Genomic DNA, 20,302 nt, shown 5'->3' with positions numbered 1-20,302 from the left:
GTTCGCACAATGAAAAGAAAAAGAGAATGCCTTACTAGACATCCCCTTTCTTTATATTTATGGTTTTAACACGAGGTTTGGTTTTTTCTTTAAACTATGTTTACCATCAATAAAACGAACTGTTCCACTCTTTGCTCGCATAACAACCGTTTGCGTTGTAGCAGTTTGACCTTTATATTGAACGCCTTTCAATAATTCACCATCTGTTACACCTGAAGCAGCAAAAATGGCATCGTCTCCGCTACAAAAGTCTTCCATATAAAATACTTTATTTAAATCTTCAATACCCATTTGTTTACAACGTTTTCTTTCTTCTTCATTTGAAGGTACGAGTTGACCTTGAATCTCACCGCCTAAACATTTTAAGGCAACAGCTGCTAAAACGCCCTCCGGTGCGCCACCTGTCCCAAGTAGAATATCAACACCTGTATGATCGAAGGCGGTGTTAACAGCACCGGCAACATCACCATCAGGAATAAGCTTAATACGAGCACCTGCTTGACGGATTTCTTTGATTAAATCAGCATGGCGCGGGCGATCTAATACGACGGCAACAATATCTTCAATCGCTTTGTTTTTCGCTTTAGCTACGGCTTGCAAATTATCGTACACAGAAGCATTAATATCGATTTTACCGACTGCTTCTGGACCAACAGCAATCTTCTTCATATACATGTCTGGTGCATGTAATAGGTTTCCACGATCTGCCATGGCAATAACAGCGAGTGCATTCCATGTTCCATTCGCTACAATACTCGTTCCTTCTAATGGATCAACCGCGACATCGACAACTGGGCCTCCACCCATGCCAAGTTTCTCACCAATATAAAGCATAGGTGCTTCATCCATCTCACCTTCTCCAATAACGACGGTGCCGTCCATTGGAATGGTATCGAAAACGGTGCGCATCGCTGTTGTTGCGGCATCATCTGCTTCTTCTTTTTTACCTCTACCCATCCAACGCGCAGAGGCGAGTGCCGCAGCTTCCGTCACGCGGACTAATTCCATTGTTAAACTTCTTTCCATTCATTTCCTCTCCTTTATTAACAAATACCCTCATCCCAAGCTGGTATTTAAAAAAGGTGAGACTTAAGTGTTGTGGAGTTGCGTTTTTTCTTCACTGGTTAAGTCTTCTCGCCAAACATTGGCACCTAGTTTTAATAATTTATCAGTCATGTGTTCATAACCACGATCAATATGGTCTAGACCAGTGACTTCTGTTACTCCTTTTGCCATGAGACCTGCAATCACAAGAGCCGCACCAGCACGTAAATCAGATGCTTTCACGCGTGCTGCCTCTAATTGCACTGGACCTGTTACAATAGCTGAGCCACCTTCTGTCTTAATCATTGCATTCATTCGCCGTAATTCATCGATATGTTTTGTTCGTGCACTATAAATCGTATCGGTCACAACAGCAGTACCAGTTGCTTGTGTTAATAGAGACGTAAACGGTTGTTGTAAATCGGTTGGAAACCCTGGATAAACCAATGTTTTAATATCGACGCTTTTTAGGATTTTTTTCGGGGCGATATATAGTTGCTCATCACTCTGTTCAACCGTTACATCCATCTCACGTAATTTCGCAAGCAATGATTCGAGGTGCTGTGGAATGACATTATCGATAATGACTTCACGTCCCGCACCAGCTGCTGCGATAGCATATGTTCCGGCTTCAATTCGGTCGGGAATAATGGTGTGACGACAGCCATTTAATGTAGATACACCTTCAATCCGAATAATATCGGTACCGACTCCTTTTATTTTAGCTCCCATATTAGTGAGTAATGTTGCGACATCAATTATTTCTGGTTCTTTCGCAGCATTTTCGATAATGGTTGTGCCTTTAGCTTTAACGGCAGCTAACATAATATTAATCGTCGCTCCTACACTAACCACATCCAAATAAATACGTGCCCCAACCAGCTCTTTAGCTCGAAGGTAGATCGCGCCTTGTTCATTCGTTACTTCAGCCCCTAATGCTTCAAACCCTTTAATATGTTGGTCGATTGGACGTGGACCGAGATGACAGCCACCTGGAAGCCCAATGACAGATTGCTTGAATTTACCTAACATGGCACCCATGAAGTAATAAGAAGCGCGAAGTTTCTTCACTTTACCATTAGGTAAGGGCATTGATATCATGCGCTCTGGGTGAATATGTACTGTTCGATCACCATCCCAGGTCACTGTACCACCAATTTCTTCCAATAAGTCTGCCAGTATACCAACATCAGAAATAATCGGTAAGCCTTCTAATACAACTTCAGAGTCAGCTAATATCGCTGCGGGCAAAAGCGCAACAGCACTATTTTTAGCGCCGCTAATTCGAACGTTTCCGTTTAGCTTGTGGCCACCTTCAATGAGCATTTTTTGCATTTATAAAACCCCACTTTATTATGAATAGCGTCCATAATTCACAGTAATTTCTTATGTGATTTATCTATAGTATGTTCCAACCGAGCAAAAATGATAAGTATTTTTATTTCATTTGTTTCCAGTCTTGCAAAAACTTCTCAATACCCTGGTCTGTTAGTGGATGCTTAACTAACTGTTCAAGCACTTTGTATGGCACGGTTGCGATATGCGCTCCATTGAGTGCTGCTTCTGTTACATGCAATGGATGTCTAATCGATGCGGCAATGATTTCTGTCTCAATCTTGTGCCGGTCAAATATATCCGCAATAGTCTTAACAAGTGTCATCCCCGTGTGCCCAATATCATCTAGGCGACCCAAAAATGGTGACACATATGTCGCTCCTGCTCGTGCAGCAAGCAATGCTTGATTCGCATTAAAAATCAAGGTCACATTTGTTTTAATCCCAAGTTGTGTTAGTGCTTTAACTGCTTTTAATCCTTCAAGGGTCATCGGGATTTTCACCGTAATATTTGGTGCAATCTGTGCGAGCTCTTTACCTTCTTTAATCATCCCGTCAGCATCTTCTTTAATAACTTCAGCACTCACAGAACCTGATACTTCTTCTGTTATTTCTTTGAGCCGATCGTGGAATGAGACGCCTTCTTTGGCAACTAGGCTTGGATTTGTCGTTACACCCGAGAGAACACCGAGTGTATTCGCACGTCGAATGTCTTCCATATTCGCGGTATCAATAAAAAATTTCATTCTTATCCCTCTTCATTACGCTTTATTTGAAGAACCGAATTCACGCATTTTGCCAATGACAGTTTCTTTAATAACGTCACGGGAAGGACCTAGATATTTACGTGGGTCATAAAGTTCTGGTTTTTCAGCTAGGACTTCACGGACCTTATTCGCTTGGGCAATTTGGTTTTCTGTATTGACATTGATTTTAGCTGTTCCAAGAGAAATAGCACGTTCGATATCTTTCGTCGGGATACCTGTTCCACCGTGTAATACAAGAGGTACGCCTGTTAAATGCATGACTTCCTCCATACGGTCGAAACCTAAATTCGGTTCTCCTTTATATGGTCCATGTACAGAGCCTAATGCTGGCGCAAAACAATCGACACCTGTCTCTCGTACAAGTTGTTCACACTCAGAAGGAATCGCATACATCGCTTCAGCATCTTCTACAATTAAGTCATCTTCCTGTCCACCAACACGACCCAATTCCGCTTCAACAGAAACACCGTGTAAATGAGCTAATTCAACGACTTTCTTCGTAACGGCAATATTGTCTTCTAAAGGTTGGGCGGATGCATCGATCATCACAGAAGTAAATCCTGCATGAATCGCTTTTGCACATTCTTGAAAGCTTGAACCGTGGTCTAAATGAATAGCGACTGGTACGGTTGTACCGTATTCTTCCATTAATGATTTAATCATTGCTACCGCAACTTTATAACCACCCATATAGCGTGCTGCTCCTTCTGATACTCCGATGATGACTGGAGATTTTTCTTCTTCAGCAGCTTGCAAAATGGCTTGCCCATACTCTAAGTTATTTAAATTGAATTGACCAACTGCATAACCATTTGCTTTTGCCTTTTCAAGCATTTCTTTCATCGAAACTAATGTCATGATGAAAATCCTCCCTTTTCTTTTTACTTCTAAATAATATAAACCTCGTGTATCAATGTATACACGTTAATTATAGAATACCAACTCAGCGAATAAGTAGCAAACATTATCGCTGTATCTTTCGTACTAGCTTTTCGTCTCACAAAGCGTGCCACGTACGAGTTTTAGTAATTCATGGACATGAAAAGGTTTAGCGATAATACCGGTCACAAAATCCATTTCCTCTAACTCGTCGACAAGCATCTCAAACATACCCGTCATAAAAATACACGGAAGATGAATTCCTTTTTCTTGAAGTTGCTGAAGGACGGCTACCCCATCTAATATAGGTATATGATAATCAATGATTAATAAATCGAATGGGGCTGCTGTCATTTTATCCAGGGCTTCTTTTCCTGTTTTTGCTTGACAGATATGATGACCGTCTTGTTTTAGTATTTCTTTAAGTAACAATCGTATGCCCGCCTCATCGTCTACAATTAAGATTTTTTTCGCCACATAGTCCCCCCTCGTCTATGATTTCTCCATTCTTATGAAGGCTTTATTTAGTTTACTTCTACATAATATCTCATTATTCCTTTAAATCAGAACTTATTTCTATATTTTAGTCAAAATGCACTACTACTTTATGATATTAAAAGGAATAACAGAAAAGAGATGACCCCCATCTGATACAGGGGTCATCTCTTTATAACGATAAAAGGATTTTTTTATTCTATTAAACAGTCTGAAATCCCATAATTATTTTGATATCGCGCCAATAAAACCTAAAAATAAAGCCTGTGGTCTAGTTGGACGTGATTTGAATTCTGGATGGAACTGACTTGCGACAAACCATGGATGATCTTTTAATTCAATAATTTCCACCATTTTGTCTTCTACACTAACACCAGAAACGAGTAATCCATGTTCTTGGAGCTTGTCGACATAAGCTTGATTTAACATAAAGCGATGACGGTGGCGCTCATGGATGATACCTTGATTGTTATAAGCTGCTTTGGATTTTGTATTGTCGATTAGTTGACATGTTCTGTTTCCTAGTCGTAATCCAGCATTCTCATCATCTACAATCACATCTACGATTGGGTGCGACGTACTTGGATTAACTTCTGTTGTATGAGCATCATCTAAACCAAGTACATGGCGGGCAAATTCAACAGCAGCCAATTGCATACCTAAACCAATACCGAAAAATGGAATCTGATTCACTCTTGCGTAGCGAATAGCTTCAATTTTCCCTTCAATACCACGTTTACCGAATCCACTCGGTACGATGATCCCATCGACATGAGCTAACGCCTGATCGATTGTTTTATGATCCAATGTTTCGGAATTAATCCAATGTATCTCAATATCAGCACCATAGACGTAGCCTGCATGTTTTAGTGCTTCGACGACAGAAAGATATGCATCAGGAAGTTCGACATATTTGCCGACTATACCTACATGGATTGTTTTAGATAACTGATTGACTTTGTCAATGAGCTGGGACCATTCTTTCATATCAGCTTCACCACATGTTAAATGTAAATGATCACAGACTAGTTGATCAAATTGTTGCTTCTGTAATTCAACTGGAATCTGATATAAATTTTCTTGATCCTGCATTTCAATCACAGCATTAAGGTTGATATCACAAAACAGAGCAATCTTTTCCTTATTTTCTTTACTAATTGGGTGTTCCGTACGTAAAACCACTGCATCCGGTTGGATACCTAATGAGCGTAATTCTTTCACACTATGTTGTGTCGGTTTTGTCTTCATTTCACCAGCTGCATGGATAAATGGAACGAGTGTACAATGAATATACATGACACTCTCACGACCGACGTCACTTTTTATTTGGCGAATCGCTTCTAAGAATGGTAAGGATTCGATGTCCCCAACCGTTCCGCCAATTTCTGTAATGACAACATCAGCCTCTGTCGCTTCACCTGCACGAAAAACTTGCTCCTTTATTTCATTCGTTATATGTGGAATGACTTGAACCGTTGCTCCCCCAAATTCTCCGCGACGTTCTTTGCGGATTACTGATGAATAGACTTTTCCTGTTGTAATATTACTGTACTTATTCAAATTAATATCGATAAAACGTTCGTAATGACCTAAATCTAAATCTGCTTCTTTTCCGTCTTCTGTCACAAAAACTTCACCATGCTGGTATGGACTCATCGTTCCTGGGTCCACATTAATATAGGGGTCAAACTTTTGTAATGTTACCTTTAATCCACGGCTTTTTAATAAACGGCCAAGTGAGGCAGCCGTGATGCCCTTTCCTAGTGATGAAACGACACCACCTGTGACAAATATATACTTAGTCATCCAGTCATCCCTCTTTCTAAAATTGTAGAGTTTATCTTGGAAAAGCACTGTTAAAACATACTTTAAATGGTGAAAAGTATGGAATCTCCCTATCAGTTAACATACTTATTCATAAGAAAAGCGCCTCCCCATTAAACAGGGGAAACGCTTATTAATTGAACTTAACGTGCCCAATAAAAATACTACCCATCTGCCAGAAAAAAGTCAAGTTCTCTTACTTAAAATCTTCTTCCTCTTCATCAAATTCCTCGTCAGCGAATTCTTCATCATCGAGAAGATCGTCATCAAGGTCTTCATCAAGCTTGTCGTCAATATTAGTGAATTCATCGTCATCTTCATCTTCGAGTACATCGGAATATGTCTCATCGTCCTCTTCTTCGTCATCAAGAAGTTCTAAATCATCATCGTCTAATTCGATGTCATCATCTAATAAATCATCGTCGTCTTCTTTGCGACGTTTTTTCTTTTTCTTCGGTCTAACTTTAATTTCCTCATCAATTTCATCGACAGGGTACCAACGTTTTAATCCCCACACATTAGAGCCTAATGTCATAAAACGTCCATCTGTATTTAAATCTGTGTAGAATTGGGCTAATTTATCGAGTTCCTCTGCTTTAGAAAACCCTTTTATTTTACTAATTTCGTTAAACATTTCTTTAAAATCTAATGCTTTCCTTTGATCCATTAATAACAAGTTAGCCAAATCAATCATTGACAAATGCTTTAATTTGTCCGGGCTAGCATCTTTCAAAGTCATCAAACTGCACTCCCTTTTTCACATGTTATTAAGGCGACTTGCCTATTTAAAAAAGCGTTGTTTATGTGTAGTTTCTATTTTCCATTAATGAAGTATAAACTATAACATACATGATAATCAAATTATATTGAATGTTTTTTTGAAAAATGTTAAAAAAATAGATAGACAAGTCTTTTTTAAATTCCTTTTTCTCCTTGAGAGTGCATTATGGCACTTTAACGGCGAGAGCCTTCCTTAAATAGTGAAGTTGACGGTCAATATATGTTTCCAATGTGAATTGTTTTTGGAGCATCCAGCGTCGAAAACCCCACATTTGTCCTTTGACAAAAATGTTATTTGCTACTAATTCTGCGTCAGTTTCCGAGATTTTATACGGTAAATATTTATAGAGCATGGCTTTAAACATATCGACCATTTCACGTTCTTTTTGTAAGACATAGTCTCGGGATTCTTTTTGTAGGGACTTCACTTCTTGATACATAACGACGACCTCATCTTGCATGTCATCCATTAGTTCAAAATAGGCTCTGACCACATGACTTAATGTGTCATTTGTTGGCACCTGCAGCTCAATAACTGCTTCGAGGCGCCGTTTTACTTGTTCATAGATTGAATCACAGACAAGAAATAGAATATCCTCTTTCGTCCGAATATATTCATACAGTGTTCCAATACTAAACCCTGATTGCTTTGCGATTTCGCGTGTTGTTGTCCGATGAAATCCCTTTTCTTTAAATAGGGAGATGGCTGCTTTAATCATCTGTTGACGACGTTTTTCAACAAGTTGACGATCTTTAACCGAGGAAAGAATCTGTTTGTCTGTCATGACCCTAACCCCCTCATATACTATGTTTAGGCGTTACTTTTTTCGCCACTTCAATCTGACTCATTCATAAAAGGTATATCTGCCTGTGCACCCCGTTACTTTCCACTGCAGGCGGACGCTTTCCGTGGCATGACTTGAGCCTCCTCACTCGCAAAAAACTCGTTCTGGGGTCTCAAGACTCATGCTTTCCCGCGACGCACAGGACGTGCTAGTGTCGGCGTTGGTCCTAGGACGGGACCGCTTTTTGCCGACCAGGAGTCGTAAGCCCTCCGTTTCAAGTAACTTGGTTTGGACAATTTCCATGAATTAGTAACGACCTTAAATAATATGTCAATTGATATTATTTATTGGTTTAATGTTTTAACTCAATCTGAACCAAGTCTACTTTAGTAAAAAGGCATGTATGGCAATTGCCACACATGCCTCTTATGTTAATCTTCAACTTATTTCGTTATCATTCTACCGATAACAAGACGTTGAATTTCATTTGTTCCTTCATAGATTTGCGTAATTTTCGCATCACGCATATAACGTTCAACTGGATAATCTTTCGTATATCCGTAACCACCGAATACTTGTACAGCTTCTGTCGTCACTCTCATTGCTGCATCACCTGCAAATAACTTAGACATAGCTGATTCTTTTCCGTAAGGTAAACCATTTGATTCTAGCCAAGCCGCTTGATAAGTTAATAGTCGTGCTGCTTCGACTTCAGTTGCCATATCAGCTAATTTAAAGGAAATCCCTTGATTATAAGCGATTGGTTTTCCGAACTGTTCACGTTCTTTAGCATATGCGATGGATGCATCTAAGGCGCCTTGGGCAATACCCAGTGCTTGTGCGGCGATTCCATTTCGACCACCATCTAATGTGGACATCGCAATTTTAAATCCTTCGCCTTCTTCACCGAGTAAATTCTCTTTCGGGATGCGGCAATTTTCAAAGATCAACTCTGTTGTAGGAGATGAACGAATACCTAATTTCTTCTCTTTCTTACCGAACGAGAAGCCTTCTGTACCCTTTTCGACAATAAATGCACTAATACCACGATGGCGAGCATCTTGGTCCGTTTTGGCGAATACGATATAAATATCTGCTACCCCACCGTTAGTAATCCATACTTTATTTCCATTTAAAATGTAGTCGTCGCCATCTTTTTTAGCTGTCATGCGCATAGATACAACGTCACTACCCGCCCCTGGCTCTGATAAGGCATAAGCTCCAATAGCTTGTCCTGTTGCTAAACGATGAAGGAAGGTTTTCTTTTGCTCTTCGTTTCCGTATTTATAAATCGGCCAGCTTGCAAGTGATAAATGTGCGGACAATGTAACGCCAGTTGATGCACATACGCGAGATAGTTCTTCCACAGCAATCACATAGCTGACATAATCCGAACCGATCCCACCATATTCTTCAGGCCACGGAATACCTGTTAGCCCGAGTTCAGCCATTTTATCAAAAATTTCGCGGTCAAAGCGTTCCTCTTCATCACGTTCCGCTGCTGTTGGTGCGACTTCATTTTCAGCAAAATCCCGTACCATTTTACGTAACATTTCTTGTTCTTCTGTTAGTTGAAATTGCATTTAATATGCTCCTCTCTGCTTTTCAAAGATGTGTTCTTACAGTATCTAATATATCATTGCAGACACTTATTTTAAAAGATGTTTCCCAATAACGAGACGTTGAATTTCATTCGTTCCTTCGTATATTTCGGTTACTTTTGCATCTCTAAAGAAACGTTCAACTGGGTAATCTTCAGTGTAGCCGTAGCCACCAAATACTTGAACCGCTTCAATGGCTGTTTTAACAGCTGTTTTCGTTGAGTACATCTTAGCCATTGATGCTTGTTTACCAGCTGGAAGGCCTTTTCCTACAAGTTCAGCAGCTTGATAAGTTAATAGCTTTGCTGCTTCGACTTGAGTTGCCATATCAGCAAGTTTAAAAGATAGACCTTGCTGGTGGGCAATCGGTTTACCAAATTGTTCACGTTCTTTAGCATATGCTACCGCATGTTCTAAAGAAGCTTCAGCAATACCTAATGCTTGAGCAGCAATTCCAACTCGACCTCTGTCTAAATTGGACATCGCAATTTTAAATCCTTCGCCTTCTTCTCCAAGCATTTGTTCTTTACTGACGCGACAATTGTCGAAGCTAATTTCGACTGTATTAGAGCCGTGCAATCCCATCTTTTTCTCTTTCTTACCGATAATGAGACCTGGGGTGTCTTTCTCTACAATAAAGGCACTAATCCCTCTTGAGCGCTCTTCTTCATTTGTACGAGCAAAAACAACATATGTTTGTGCAACGCCGCCATTTGTAATAAACATCTTGGAGCCATTTAAAATATAGTCGTCACCATCTCGCTTTGCAGTCGTTCTGAGGCTTGCTGCATCTGATCCAGCACTTGGCTCAGTTAATGCAAAAGCGCCAATGTATTCACCACTTGCTAATTTAGGGATATATTTCTGCTTTTGTTCTTCTGTTCCAAAGTAAAGAATCGGATTCGTTCCAACTGATGTATGAACGGATAAGATAACACCGACAGATGCACTTACTTTTGATAGCTCATGAATGGCAATAATATACGATGTGAAGTCCATGCCACTGCCACCGTATTTTTCATCAATCGGAATCCCCATTAATCCGAGCTCACCCATTTTTTTAATGACTTCAATAGGAAAGCGATCTTCAACTTCCATACGTTCGACTTCTTTTGCGACTTCATTTTGAGCAAAATCCCGAACCATTGTGCGCATCATTTCTTGTTCTTCTGTAAATTTTAAGTTCATTGATTATCCCCCATATCACGTATTAAATTATTCGTATGTGTAAAAGCCACGCCCTGACTTACGGCCTAACCAACCTGCACTAACATATTTTCTAAGCAATGGACATGGACGATACTTACTGTCCCCTAACCCTTCATGGAGTACTTCCATGATGTATAGACATGTATCTAAGCCGATAAAGTCTGCTAATGTAAGTGGACCCATCGGGTGGTTCATACCTAGTTTCATAACGGTATCAACGTCTTCTACAGAAGCAACGCCTTCATATACTGTATAGATTGCTTCGTTAATCATCGGCATTAACACACGGTTAGCGACGAAACCTGGGAAGTCATTTACTTCAACAGATGTCTTATTTAATTTCTTTGACATCTCTTCGACTGCTTTGTATGTTTCATCACTTGTTTGTAACCCACGAATGACCTCGACTAATTTCATAACTGGAACCGGATTCATAAAATGCATTCCGATTACTTTTTCAGGTCGATTCGTTACAGCGCAAATTTCTGTAATAGGTAAAGATGATGTATTTGATGCTAAGATTGCATGTGGTGGTGCAACTTTATCTAATTGTTGGAAGACGGATTGTTTTATATTCATATCTTCAATAACCGCTTCAATCACGATATCGCAATCTTTCGCATCACTTAAATCGGATGAAGGTGTTAGACGGCTCATTGTCGCTTCTTTGTCTTCAGCTGTCATGCGTTCCTTTTCAACAGAACGGGATAGTAGCTTTTCGATACGATTCATCCCTTTTTCAAGTGCATCTTTATTCATATCATTGAGTAAAACATCATAGCCTGATTGAGCGCATACTTGGGCAATTCCTGATCCCATTTGTCCTGCACCAACAACCATTACTTTTTTTATTTCCATGTTGTATCCCCCTAGTTTGTGTGATTATTGTTTAGGTACTTCAATTAAGACAGCGTCACCTTGGCCACCACCACTACAAATAGCAGCAATTCCTAAACCACCGCCACGGCGTTTTAGTTCATAAATCAATGTTAAAATAATCCGTGCACCACTTGCTCCAATTGGGTGGCCAAGAGCAACGGCACCACCGTTAACGTTTACTTTTTCTTCTGGTAGATCAGCTATTTTCATAGAAGCTAATGAAACAGCTGCAAACGCTTCATTGATTTCAAATAAATCGATATCGTCTTTCTTATAGCCTGTTTTTTCTAGTAGTTTATTAATAACGTATCCTGGTGTCTTCGGGAAATCTTGCGCCTCTACAGCCACTTCTGCATGTCCTAAAATGGTTGCCAATGGTTGTTTGTTCAATTCTTCAGCTTTTTTATCTGACATTAAAACAAATGCCGAAGCGCCATCATTTATTCCAGGTGCATTACCCGCTGTAATTGTTCCACCTTGTCCAAATACCGGACGGAGTTTTCCTAATACTTCTAGATTCGTATCTTTACGTGGCGATTCATCATGTTCCATTAAAATTGGGTCTTGTTTACGAACAGGTACTTCTACTGGAACAATTTCTTCTTTGAATTTACCTGTTTCAATCGCTTCAATCGCACGCTGATGGCTACGATATGACCATTCATCTTGTGCTTCTCTTGATAAATCTAATTCCTCTGCAGTCAAGTTGCCGTAATTACCCATATGCACCTGATTAAAAGAACAAGTTAAGCCATCGTGAACCATTAAGTCAACCACTTTTTGGTCACCCATTCGATAGCCCCAACGTGCATTAGGTAATGCAAAAGGTGCATTTGACATACTTTCCATTCCACCGGCTACAATGATTTCTTCTTCACCAAGACGAATGAATTGGTCTGCCATTGTGACACTGCGCATGCCAGACGCACACACTTTGTTAATCGTTTCCGTTTTAACTTCCCAAGGAATACCGGCATGTCTTGCTGCTTGACGTGAAGGGATCTGTCCTTGACCACCTTGAAGGACGTTCCCCAGAATCACCTCATCGACATCAGAGCCTTCAATACCTGCTCGCTCCAATGCTTCTTTAATCGCAAATCCCCCTAATTCTGATGCTGTAAACCCTTTCAGTTTACCCCCTAGTTTTCCAAATGGTGTTCTCGCACCAGATACGATGACTGTCTTTGTCATGAATGTTGACCTACCTTTCCTTATTTCGATTGAACGTTCAATCGTAGATATATTTTTTAAATAGGAAGGCGTTCGTAAACGAATTGTATGAGCCTTCCTATTTTAAAACTTAAGCCGTGACTTTTGCTTCTTCTTCCTCTTCTTCAAATACAGATAATGCTAGGATTTCAGCAACGTCCATTGTACTGATGTCTTCTTCTACTTCTTTCGCTTTTGTACCATCGCTTAACATCGTGAGACAATATGGACATGCACTAGAGATGACAGATGGCTCAACAGCTAAAGCTTGTTCAGTTCGAGCCACGTTAACCCGTGTACCTGTCGTTTCTTCTGCCCACATTAAGCCCCCACCTGCACCACAGCACATACCATTTTCACGTGTGCGGTCCATTTCAACTAATTCGAGACCTGGAATCGCTTTGAGAATTTCACGTGGCGGATCATATACGCCATTATAGCGACCAAGATAACAGGAATCATGATAGGTTAATCTTTCATTAATTGAACGAGTTGGCTTTAATCTACCATCCATCACGAGGTCGTATAACATTTGTGTATGGTGAACAACCTCTGCTTCATAGCCAAAGTCCGGATATTCATTTTTAAAGATATTGTAAGCATGTGGGTCAATCGTAACGATTTTTTTGACACCGTTTTTCTCAAATGCTTTAATATTTTTCTCAGCAATTTCTTGGAATAAAAATTCATTTCCAATTCGACGTGCCGTATCACCAGAGTTCGCTTCGCGGTTACCTAATATTGCAAAGCTAATCCCTGCTTTATTCATTAGTTTCGCAAAGGCAAGCGCAATTTTCTGGCTGCGGCTATCATATGCCCCCATTGAGCTGACCCAGAATAAATATTCGAAGTCTTTTCCTTCTTTTTTAAGTTCTTTAATTGTTGGAATGTATACAGATTCGTCTAACTCACGCCATTTAATGCGGTCTTTTTTCGACAATCCCCAAGGGTTACCTTGACGTTCGATATTCATCACCGCACGCTGAATATCAGAGTCCATCTTTCCTTCTGTCATGACGAGGTAACGACGTAAATCAATGATTTTATCAACATGCTCGTTCATCACTGGACATGCATCTTCACAGTTACGGCAAGTTGTACATGCATTTAATTCCTCTTCTGTAATGACATCACCAATTAAGCTAATGCCTTCCATTGAAGCTACTGCTTCTTCTCTACTTTGGTTAGCTAGCTCATTACCAGCAGTTCCCGAAAATGCATAAGCTGGAACCCATGGTGATTTTCCGGTGATGGCAGCTCCTTTATCTGTTAAATGATCGCGCAGTTTCAGCATTAAATCCATCGGTGACAATATCTTACCAGTTGTCGCCGCTGGACAAACCGATGTACAACGACCACATTCAACACATGCATATAAGTCTATTAATTGATATTCTTCAAAGTCTTCTATTTTACCGACTCCAAATGAGATTTCATCTTCACTTGCATCATCATCAAAATCGAAGTCTAGCTTTTTCAATTTCCCTGGAACACGCTTACTAAAGAATACGTTGATAGGTGCTGCAATTAAGTGCGCGTGTTTTGATTGTGGCACATAAACTAGGAACACAAATAATGTGATGGTATGAATCCACCAGAAGACATAGAACAACACCATAGCCGCTGTTGGTGATAGCCAGCTAAATGCTGAAGCTACTAAACTAGCAACCGGTTGGGTCCATGTCAACGCTTGTTCTTCCCAAATTAAGAGCATCCCATTTCCTGCAAGAACAGATAGCATTAGTGTCCCAATAAAAATTAAAACTAAACCAGCCTTTAATCCCCGCTTTAGGCGGACAAGCTTTTCAATGTAGCGACGATAGAATGCCCACATGACGGAAACTAGAATCATCAATGTAACGAGTTCTTGGAAAAAAGTGAACCCTGGATATAATGGCCCGAATGGTAGATGTTTACCAGGTGCCAATCCCTTTACAAACATATCAATCGCACCAAATTGGACGAGAATAAAACCATAGAACATCATCACGTGGATGATTCCCGATTTCTTATCTTTTAATAATTTTGATTGACCAAAGACGATTGTCCATATTTTACCTAACCGCTCTTTTACTTGGCCATCAAACTCGGATTTCTTTCCCAAACGAATGTAGCTAACCCGAGTCGCAACGACCTTAGCGAATAGATAAATCGCATAAATGGTCATGGCAATAAATACGAGTGTATTTACAAGCAAGAATCCCTTCACCATATACTCCCCCTCTTAAATATAGTAACAAAAAATGACACCGATTACATTTATCTAGTTTAATAGATTTGTCCTTTTTTGTTGTGCGCTTATATTATACTATAAAATATGAGCGACTGTTCAGTCAACATTCTTACTGTTCAGCGCCTTTTTTCATGGATTAGGTTACTGCTCATTCTGGATGAAGGGTCACTTCTAAGCGATGTCGGCGTGGATCTTGTCCATTTAATTTAACATCATATTCCAGAATTAATGACCCAGGTTTTGCATTTTCTGGGCGTTGATAGATGATTGCTTTCGTATATGTTTCCATATGGATGGTCCCATATGGATGTTGATACACGTTCTCTGTCCATTTTTTCAAACGAAATTGTTGATTCATCTCGATATGTCCGGAACGTTTAATATTGACATAATCAGCATGAATCGTCATTCGAGTTTGAACGGATTGTTCATCATGATGTTCTGTAAACATGAGAACATCAAAGTTTTTACGCTGAAAATATTGCCCTGTCTCTTTAAGTGTCGTCTGTTCGGTTTGACCACAGTCATCAATCACCATATCCAGCGTAATCGTGATTGTTTGCCCCATCTTATCGCCTCTATTCAACTTTTAACTACAATCTTCTCATTTATTATACCGAAAACGTTCATTTTTTTCGATTATTTGTTTATTTCCTTGCATTTTTTCCCATAATAGAGCCACATAATGAATTTTTTACAAACGGAGTTTATAACAATGACAATTCATATTCGACGTTTATTAAAAGTTTTAGCGTGTTTATTTTTGCTTGGGGTCCTATGTCTCATTGTGCTCTATTTCTTAGGCCCACCTCCTATTAATAGTGAAAGAAACACGGTCTATTTTGATACATTTGGTGATAAATTTGCAGAGGATTATGCCGATGTCAATCGTCATTGGGTCCATTTAGACGAGATGTCTCTTGATGTGATTCATGCAACTATTGCGATTGAGGATCAGCACTTTTTTAACCATTTTGGTTTTGATTTAAAGAGAATCTTTGTAGCAGCTCTAAAAGATATTCGAGCGGGTTCTTTAAAGGAAGGTGCTAGTACATTAACACAACAATATGCCCGTAATCTATACCTCACACATGAAAAAACATGGGCACGAAAGATAAAGGAAGCAATCTATTCTGTCCGTTTAGAAATGTTTTATACAAAGGAGGAAATTTTAGAAGGCTATTTAAATACAATTTATTATGGTCATGGTGCTTATGGGATTGAGGCAGCTAGCCAGGTGTATTTTAATAAAGGGGCAGATGAATTAACATTGGCTGAGGCGGCGATGTTAGCTGGCGTACCAAAAGGACCAAGTTATTTCTCACCATTTAACGATGAAAAACGTGCAAAACAAAGACAGGAGCTCATCTTGCAAGTGATGTATAAGGAAGGTTTTATCTCTCATGAGGCGTATCTAGAGGCAACAGATGAAACACTTCATTATGTCAATACAACAAAGAAGCCTGTTCCACGGAGTTATTTTCAAGAGGCGGTATTAGGCGAAGCACAATCTATTCTGAAACTAAGTCGCGAAGACGTTCAATCTGGTGGTTACCGTATTTATACAACGTTCAATCCTCATCTACAAGAAGAGCTTGAAAGTACAGTGATTAAAACAGTTAATCCAGAAAGTGATGTTGAAGTCGGTGCTTTAGCTATGGATTCGCATACTGGAGCGATTCAAGCATTAGTTGGGGGACGTGATTTCACCTCTAGTTCATTTAATCGAGCGACGCAGTCACAGCGTATGACTGGTTCAACTTTTAAACCGTTATTATATTATGCAGCACTTGAACATGGATTTACCGCAAGTACAACTTTATTAAGTGAGCCGACTGAATTTCATATTGCGGCAAATGATGTGTATAAACCGCAAAATTTTAATGGATATTATGCCAATGACCCAATCACACTAGCACAGGCGATTGCACTTTCTGATAATGTTTATGCTGTTAAAACCCACCTTTTCTTAGGAGAAGATACGTTAGTTAAAACAGCTCGTCAATTCGGAATCACGGAAGACTTACCAGCGGTGCCTTCATTGGCCCTAGGAACAGCTTCTGTTTCATTACAAGAAATGGTGGCCGCTTATGGCATGCTGGGAAATGGTGGCTATGAAATTAACAGTCATGTAATTGAGAAAATTACCGATCGACATGGGAACGTTATTTACACCCAATCATCGAGTAAAGACCTCATACTTGATAAGAAAAAGGCGTTTATCTTAACTGAGTTATTGACTGGTATGTTTGATGAGCAATTAGATGGTTATATGCCTGTTACAGGTACGCCCATTCTGAACCAATTAACAAGACCATATGCCGGAAAGTCGGGTACAACAGAATTTGATAGTTGGATGATTGGCTTTAGCCCTGAGTTAGTAACGGGTGTTTGGATTGGATATGATGATAATCAGCCGTTAACACGTCCAACTGAGAAACAATATGCTAAGAGAATATGGGCACAATTTATGGAAAAGGCCCATGCTACAATCCCGATGAGTACGTTCCTGCCGCCAAAAGGTGTCATTGGAATTCCAATTGACCCTGTGACTGGTAGACGCGCCACACCAGATTGTCCAACCAATCGCGTCATGTATTTTGAAATTGGAACTGAACCAACGTCCTATTGTACAAGGCATAGGCATCAGAATGAAGAAAGAGATTTAATGGATGAAGAAAAAGGGATCTTTAAAAAATGGTTTGATTTATTCTTTGATTAAATCATTCCGTAAATAGAAACCGACTCTAATTGTAGTGTCCTAGCTACAACAGAGTCGGTTTCTATTTGTCCTAGTAATCCAAGATTGCCCATGTACTGTATATTTTACAAATTTCTTTTAAAAAGTACAAGGGTTTGACGTTATCTTTGAGATTCTAAAAAGAAATATGAATAATTTATGACATTATTCATGACCTAAGTCTTTTTTCAGTTTATCTGATGAATGTTGCCAAAATTCCCCATTAAATGTAATTAAATAATCACGGAGCAATTTCTTCGATAAGTCATCCATATGCTCAACAATTATTTTCCCTTTTAATGATGCTTCCATATTTTTAACATGTTCTGGCATTGATTTGTAGGCTCGTTTATTCGGTTTATCAACGAGTAACTCACAGCCCGCCACCCCTGCATAGTACGGACCGTTTTCACCTTGTTCAACAGTGACCCAAACAATCCAATATTTCTTTGGGTTTGGTACGTCTTCTCGGTTCGGCATATATTTAACACGTCTTTCAATTTCACTACGTGCGTGCATCGCATCCATATCAAGATAGGCCTTTTCTTCATTCGGGTCGACAATAACAGATGACATGTTTTCTAAACTAATTGAACCCGCACCATAACCTCCGTGTCCATCAACAGAGTCATCTTTTATAATAGTAAATCGGTTCTTTTTATTAGAAGATTGATTTGAATTCATATGTTGGTCCTCCTTCTTATGTTTCATCTTGGCTTTATTGTAGCATAGATTATCGTTTCTAACATGAGCGGTGTAATAAAGTAACTCGTTTTATTTTAGGACGACATCTCACATAAAATGACCATATAATTAGAGTCAGCCACATAACTCACATCACGATTTGGCGGGATCATGTTTGTTTAAATAATGTCTTTTTCTTATTTTTCTGTTCTTCATGATATAATCCATAAAAATGGCCATTTTTGTGGATTATATCCATTTACAAAATTATATGGACTTAATCATGACTTTAATGATTTATATAACTTGAACGCTTCAATGTGAACTAATAGCAACTATCTTACATGGATTACATTACATTGAACACTTCATTCAATGTGATATTCCAGAAAAAACACATATTAATGCTAGAAAACTCCGGAAAGGCAATTGTAAATCTATTTTATAAAAGGTGTCAAGAAATGAAAACGGCCTTAGCCCTCTGGAATAAAGAGCTAAAACCGCTAGAGTTAATTTTTATCCTCTGTCTACTTAAAGGGAAAGTTCATTTTGCCAGTCTATTTATTGTTTCAACGTATGAATTAATTCCCATGCTTCTTTAAATTCGTCTGGGCTGTAGTTTTGTTTCGGCTTGACGTGATGGACTTTATGTTCAACTTCTTCTTTCGGTAAATCTTTGAAAAACAACATCGTTGCGACAAGCTCAAGGAAGCGTGAACTTTTATTTAATAAAAGGTGAGCTTGTGTACTGAAATCTGGCATATCCGTTTGGAACTGTTGCAAGAATTGGGCGCCCTGTTCTGTTACTTGGTAATGATATTGAAAATAATTGCTCTTCTCTTCCTTCTCTTCTTCGATAAACCCGAGATTACATAGTTCTTCGATACGTAAGGAGAGTTCTTCTGAATAGGGACCGTAAAAATGAAAGTGATATTTTTCTTCAAATGGTATACCACATGCCTGTAAAATATAGATCATTTTTTGGAGTTTTTTCCGCCCGGTAACTTTACCTACTACGGAAAAAAAGTGCATGATCTTTGTATGATTTGTCAACATGTTATACATCTCCTTGACCCTGTAAAATTCTCATGATCTTTTGAACCGTTTCGCTGTTCTTTTCCTTTGCCTTTTTTAAGCGGTCGAGTGGATAATACAATTTATGATCCGTCCTTTTTTTCCCTGAAATCGCCTCAACAACATCCGATTCACGTGACAGTTCTCGTAATTCACCGTTTGGCATTAATAAATGGATTGGTAAGCGTTCGCCTTCCTCTCCCGGTCGATAAAAATCGTACGGTAAGTCAGATGAAGAATCAACAACAAGATAATATTCTGGTTCTATACCGATATCTTTAAATAATTGCGTGAGCTTAACCCATGTATTCATCATCTTATTCGGGTCAAATTCGACATATTTGAATAAGCGGCGATTGATAAATCGTTCACATAAATCACTTAAGATATCGTCTTCCTCATGCTGCCACATTTGAAAATAGTAATGGACGATCGCTTCGTCTAAATTTAAGTAGTCCTGTAAATTTTCTTCCTTATTAAAAAAGGAAATAAAATGTGTCGGGTTTAATTTAAAGTGGTAGTCATTTTCGTATAAATACTTCGTCCGATCAAAGATCTTTGTCAAAATGACTTCAGCACTTCGCGTGACTGGGTGAAAATACACTTGCCAATACATTTGATAACGACTCATAATATAATCTTCTACAGCATGCATACCGGTGGACTTTATCACAACTTGGTCTTCTATCGGTCGCATCACTCGTAAGATCCGTTCCATATCAAAATGACCGTAACTGACACCGGTAAAGTAAGAGTCACGCTGTA

17 protein-coding genes and 1 pseudogene are annotated in these 20,302 nt (G+C 39.2%); 1 reads left to right on the top strand and 17 read right to left on the bottom strand.

Annotated features, from left to right (window positions below):
• Positions 1–57: 57 nt before the first annotated feature.
• From glpX to VIG73_RS05775, 14 genes are all read right to left on the bottom strand, one after another.
• Positions 58–1,026, bottom strand: coding sequence for a class II fructose-bisphosphatase (gene glpX / locus VIG73_RS05840; RefSeq protein WP_331639919.1), 969 nt, complete (start codon positions 1,024–1,026; stop codon positions 58–60).
• Between the two features lie 63 nt (positions 1,027–1,089).
• The gene (locus tag VIG73_RS05835) at positions 1,090–2,379 is read right to left on the bottom strand and encodes a UDP-N-acetylglucosamine 1-carboxyvinyltransferase (protein WP_331639916.1); all 1,290 of its coding nucleotides are present in this window, start codon (positions 2,377–2,379) and stop codon (positions 1,090–1,092) included.
• Between the two features lie 103 nt (positions 2,380–2,482).
• Entirely contained in the window at positions 2,483–3,124 is a 642-nt protein-coding gene (fsa, locus tag VIG73_RS05830) for a fructose-6-phosphate aldolase (protein WP_331639914.1), read from the bottom strand.
• 15 nt (positions 3,125–3,139) lie between these two features.
• Positions 3,140–4,003, bottom strand: coding sequence for a class II fructose-1,6-bisphosphate aldolase (gene fba / locus VIG73_RS05825; RefSeq protein ID WP_331639912.1), 864 nt, complete (start codon positions 4,001–4,003; stop codon positions 3,140–3,142).
• 126 nt (positions 4,004–4,129) lie between these two features.
• A complete protein-coding gene (locus VIG73_RS05820; RefSeq protein WP_331639910.1) occupies positions 4,130–4,501 on the bottom strand; it encodes a response regulator in 372 nt (123 codons plus the stop codon).
• 243 nt (positions 4,502–4,744) lie between these two features.
• The gene (locus VIG73_RS05815; protein ID WP_331639908.1) at positions 4,745–6,325 is read right to left on the bottom strand and encodes a CTP synthase; all 1,581 of its coding nucleotides are present in this window, start codon (positions 6,323–6,325) and stop codon (positions 4,745–4,747) included.
• 214 nt (positions 6,326–6,539) lie between these two features.
• Entirely contained in the window at positions 6,540–7,082 is a 543-nt protein-coding gene (gene rpoE, locus VIG73_RS05810; RefSeq protein ID WP_331639906.1) for a DNA-directed RNA polymerase subunit delta, read from the bottom strand.
• 205 nt (positions 7,083–7,287) lie between these two features.
• Entirely contained in the window at positions 7,288–7,908 is a 621-nt protein-coding gene (locus VIG73_RS05805; protein ID WP_331639904.1) for a TetR/AcrR family transcriptional regulator, read from the bottom strand.
• A 443-nt stretch (positions 7,909–8,351) separates the two neighbouring features.
• On the bottom strand, positions 8,352–9,491 hold the full coding sequence (locus VIG73_RS05800) for an acyl-CoA dehydrogenase (protein WP_331639902.1): 1,140 nt from the start codon (positions 9,489–9,491) through the stop codon (positions 8,352–8,354).
• Between the two features lie 66 nt (positions 9,492–9,557).
• Positions 9,558–10,697 carry an acyl-CoA dehydrogenase gene (locus VIG73_RS05795; protein WP_331639900.1) on the bottom strand — a complete coding sequence of 380 codons (1,140 nt, stop codon included), beginning with the start codon at positions 10,695–10,697 and terminating at the stop codon, positions 9,558–9,560.
• A 27-nt stretch (positions 10,698–10,724) separates the two neighbouring features.
• A complete protein-coding gene (locus VIG73_RS05790) occupies positions 10,725–11,576 on the bottom strand; it encodes a 3-hydroxybutyryl-CoA dehydrogenase (protein WP_331639899.1) in 852 nt (283 codons plus the stop codon).
• Positions 11,577–11,600: 24 nt separating this feature from the next.
• The gene (locus VIG73_RS05785) at positions 11,601–12,788 is read right to left on the bottom strand and encodes an acetyl-CoA C-acetyltransferase (RefSeq protein ID WP_331639897.1); all 1,188 of its coding nucleotides are present in this window, start codon (positions 12,786–12,788) and stop codon (positions 11,601–11,603) included.
• A gap of 109 nt (positions 12,789–12,897) precedes the next feature.
• Positions 12,898–14,973, bottom strand: coding sequence for a heterodisulfide reductase-related iron-sulfur binding cluster (locus VIG73_RS05780; RefSeq protein ID WP_414648375.1), 2,076 nt, complete (start codon positions 14,971–14,973; stop codon positions 12,898–12,900).
• A 214-nt stretch (positions 14,974–15,187) separates the two neighbouring features.
• Positions 15,188–15,607 (bottom strand): DUF1934 domain-containing protein, encoded by a 420-nt coding sequence (locus tag VIG73_RS05775; protein WP_331639893.1) that lies wholly within the window; start codon positions 15,605–15,607, stop codon positions 15,188–15,190.
• 147 nt (positions 15,608–15,754) lie between these two features.
• Between VIG73_RS05775 and VIG73_RS05770 the strand changes: the two genes are divergently transcribed.
• Positions 15,755–17,761 (top strand): PBP1A family penicillin-binding protein, encoded by a 2,007-nt coding sequence (locus VIG73_RS05770; protein WP_331639891.1) that lies wholly within the window; start codon positions 15,755–15,757, stop codon positions 17,759–17,761.
• 183 nt (positions 17,762–17,944) lie between these two features.
• Here VIG73_RS05770 and VIG73_RS05765 read toward each other — a convergent pair whose 3' ends face one another.
• From VIG73_RS05765 to VIG73_RS05755, 3 genes and pseudogenes are all read right to left on the bottom strand, one after another.
• A complete protein-coding gene (locus VIG73_RS05765; RefSeq protein WP_331639889.1) occupies positions 17,945–18,463 on the bottom strand; it encodes a YwhD family protein in 519 nt (172 codons plus the stop codon).
• Positions 18,464–19,024: 561 nt separating this feature from the next.
• Positions 19,025–19,519, bottom strand: coding sequence for a YwgA family protein (locus VIG73_RS05760; protein WP_331639886.1), 495 nt, complete (start codon positions 19,517–19,519; stop codon positions 19,025–19,027).
• Position 19,520: 1 nt separating this feature from the next.
• A pseudogene (locus tag VIG73_RS05755) lies at positions 19,521–20,302 on the bottom strand (HD domain-containing protein); the annotation flags it as partial.

Source organism: Cerasibacillus sp. (genome assembly GCF_036516575.1).
GTDB lineage: Bacteria > Bacillota > Bacilli > Bacillales > Amphibacillaceae > Cerasibacillus.
This window is presented reverse-complemented; position numbering and strand designations above follow the sequence as displayed.

Coding starts and splice junctions, on each gene's coding strand:
- glpX (WP_331639919.1), bottom strand. CDS start 1,026: ATGGAAAGAAGTTTAACAATGGAATTAGTCCGCGTGACGGAAGCTGCG.
- VIG73_RS05835 (WP_331639916.1), bottom strand. CDS start 2,379: ATGCAAAAAATGCTCATTGAAGGTGGCCACAAGCTAAACGGAAACGTT.
- fsa (WP_331639914.1), bottom strand. CDS start 3,124: ATGAAATTTTTTATTGATACCGCGAATATGGAAGACATTCGACGTGCG.
- fba (WP_331639912.1), bottom strand. CDS start 4,003: ATGACATTAGTTTCGATGAAAGAAATGCTTGAAAAGGCAAAAGCAAAT.
- VIG73_RS05815 (WP_331639908.1), bottom strand. CDS start 6,325: ATGACTAAGTATATATTTGTCACAGGTGGTGTCGTTTCATCACTAGGA.
- rpoE (WP_331639906.1), bottom strand. CDS start 7,082: ATGACTTTGAAAGATGCTAGCCCGGACAAATTAAAGCATTTGTCAATG.
- VIG73_RS05805 (WP_331639904.1), bottom strand. CDS start 7,908: ATGACAGACAAACAGATTCTTTCCTCGGTTAAAGATCGTCAACTTGTT.
- VIG73_RS05800 (WP_331639902.1), bottom strand. CDS start 9,491: ATGCAATTTCAACTAACAGAAGAACAAGAAATGTTACGTAAAATGGTA.
- VIG73_RS05795 (WP_331639900.1), bottom strand. CDS start 10,697: ATGAACTTAAAATTTACAGAAGAACAAGAAATGATGCGCACAATGGTT.
- VIG73_RS05790 (WP_331639899.1), bottom strand. CDS start 11,576: ATGGAAATAAAAAAAGTAATGGTTGTTGGTGCAGGACAAATGGGATCA.
- VIG73_RS05785 (WP_331639897.1), bottom strand. CDS start 12,788: ATGACAAAGACAGTCATCGTATCTGGTGCGAGAACACCATTTGGAAAA.
- VIG73_RS05780 (WP_414648375.1), bottom strand. CDS start 14,973: ATGACCATTTATGCGATTTATCTATTCGCTAAGGTCGTTGCGACTCGG.
- VIG73_RS05775 (WP_331639893.1), bottom strand. CDS start 15,607: ATGGGGCAAACAATCACGATTACGCTGGATATGGTGATTGATGACTGT.
- VIG73_RS05770 (WP_331639891.1), top strand. CDS start 15,755: ATGACAATTCATATTCGACGTTTATTAAAAGTTTTAGCGTGTTTATTT.
- VIG73_RS05765 (WP_331639889.1), bottom strand. CDS start 18,463: ATGAATTCAAATCAATCTTCTAATAAAAAGAACCGATTTACTATTATA.
- VIG73_RS05760 (WP_331639886.1), bottom strand. CDS start 19,519: ATGTTGACAAATCATACAAAGATCATGCACTTTTTTTCCGTAGTAGGT.